Genomic DNA, 2,194 nt, shown 5'->3' on the forward strand with positions numbered 1-2,194 from the left:
GGCTTTCGATGGACAAGATTCTCACTTGTCTTTCGCTACTCATACCGGCATTCTCACTTCAAAGCGCTCCACCAGTCCTTCCGGTCTGACTTCACTGCACTTCGAACGCTCCCCTACCCCTGTACCAAACGGTACAAGCCATAGCTTCGGTGATACGTTTAGCCCCGTTACATTTTCGGCGCAGAGTCACTCGACCAGTGAGCTATTACGCACTCTTTAAATGGTGGCTGCTTCTAAGCCAACATCCTGGTTGTCTGGGCAACTCCACATCCTTTGCCACTTAACGTATACTTTGGGACCTTAGCTGATGGTCTGGGCTGTTTCCCTTTTGACTACGGATCTTATCACTCGCAGTCTGACTCCCGCGGATAATTCTCTGGCATTCGGAGTTTGACTGAATTCGGTAACCCTGTGGGGGCCCCTAGTCCAATCAGTGCTCTACCTCCAGGAATCTTGCCGCGAGGCTAGCCCTAAAGCTATTTCGGGGAGAACCAGCTATCTCCGTGTTCGATTGGCATTTCACCCCTACCCACACCTCATCCCCGCACTTTTCAACGTGCGTGGGTTCGGGCCTCCATTCAGTGTTACCTGAACTTCACCCTGGACATGGGTAGATCACACGGTTTCGGGTCTACGACCACGTACTATGTCGCCCTATTCAGACTCGCTTTCGCTGCGGCTCCGTCTTTTCAACTTAACCTTGCACGGGATCGTAACTCGCCGGTTCATTCTACAAAAGGCACGCCGTCACCCGTTAATGGGCTCCGACTACTTGTAGGCACACGGTTTCAGGATCTATTTCACTCCCCTTCCGGGGTGCTTTTCACCTTTCCCTCACGGTACTGGTTCACTATCGGTCACTAGGGAGTATTTAGCCTTGGGAGATGGTCCTCCCGGATTCCGACGGGGTTTCACGTGTCCCGCCGTACTCAGGATCCACTCAGGAGGGAACGAAGTTTCAGCTACAGGGCTGTTACCTTCTTTGGCTGGCCTTTCCAGACCGCTTCACCTACTTCGTTCCTTTGTAACTCCATGTAGAGTGTCCTACAACCCCAGAGGGCAAGCCCTCTGGTTTGGGCTGTTTCCGTTTCGCTCGCCGCTACTCAGGAAATCGCATTTGCTTTCTCTTCCTCCGGGTACTTAGATGTTTCAGTTCCCCGGGTCTGCCTTCTCATACCCTATGTATTCAGGTATGGATACCATCCCATTACGGATGGTGGGTTCCCCCATTCGGAAATCCCCGGATCAATGCTTACTTACAGCTCCCCGAGGCATATCGGTGTTCGTCCCGTCCTTCTTCGGCTCCTAGTGCCAAGGCATCCACCGTGCGCCCTTTCTAGCTTAACCTTATAAAAAAAGTTGTTGCTTTGGCGCAGATTAGATAATTCTATCTGCCTTGCATTTGTTTGGATGTCGATATCTAGTTTTCAAAGAACATATTGTTGAGAGAGAGTTCTCTCAAAACTGAACAAAAGAAGAATAGGTGTACTTACGAAACAGTCGAAGCTGTTTCATAATCTCCATAGAAAGGAGGTGATCCAGCCGCACCTTCCGATACGGCTACCTTGTTACGACTTCACCCCAATCATCTGTCCCACCTTCGGCGGCTGGCTCCCAAAAGGGTTACCCCACCGACTTCGGGTGTTACAAACTCTCGTGGTGTGACGGGCGGTGTGTACAAGGCCCGGGAACGTATTCACCGCGGCATGCTGATCCGCGATTACTAGCAATTCCGGCTTCATGTAGGCGAGTTGCAGCCTACAATCCGAACTGAGAATGGCTTTTTGGGATTGGCTTGGCCTCGCGGCTTCGCAACCCTTTGTACCATCCATTGTAGCACGTGTGTAGCCCAGGTCATAAGGGGCATGATGATTTGACGTCATCCCCACCTTCCTCCGGTTTGTCACCGGCAGTCACCTTAGAGTGCCCAACTGAATGCTGGCAACTAAGGTCAAGGGTTGCGCTCGTTGCGGGACTTAACCCAACATCTCACGACACGAGCTGACGACAACCATGCACCACCTGTCACTCTGTCCCCCGAAGGGGAAAGCTCTATCTCTAGAGTGTTCAGAGGATGTCAAGACCTGGTAAGGTTCTTCGCGTTGCTTCGAATTAAACCACATGCTCCACTGCTTGTGCGGGCCCCCGTCAATTCCTTTGAGTTTCAACCTTGCGGTCGTACTCCCCAGGCGGA

At 52.0% G+C, this 2,194-nt stretch carries 2 rRNA genes; both read right to left on the reverse strand.

Going from position 1 to position 2,194, the window contains the following annotated elements:
- Positions 1-1,347 (reverse strand): 23S ribosomal RNA (locus M3196_RS21650); the annotation flags it as partial.
- A 179-nt stretch (positions 1,348-1,526) separates the two neighbouring features.
- Positions 1,527-2,194: ribosomal RNA gene (locus tag M3196_RS21655) — 16S ribosomal RNA — on the reverse strand; the annotation flags it as partial.

It is taken from the genome of Fictibacillus nanhaiensis (assembly GCF_023715445.1).
Lineage (GTDB): Bacteria > Bacillota > Bacilli > Bacillales > Fictibacillaceae > Fictibacillus > Fictibacillus nanhaiensis_D.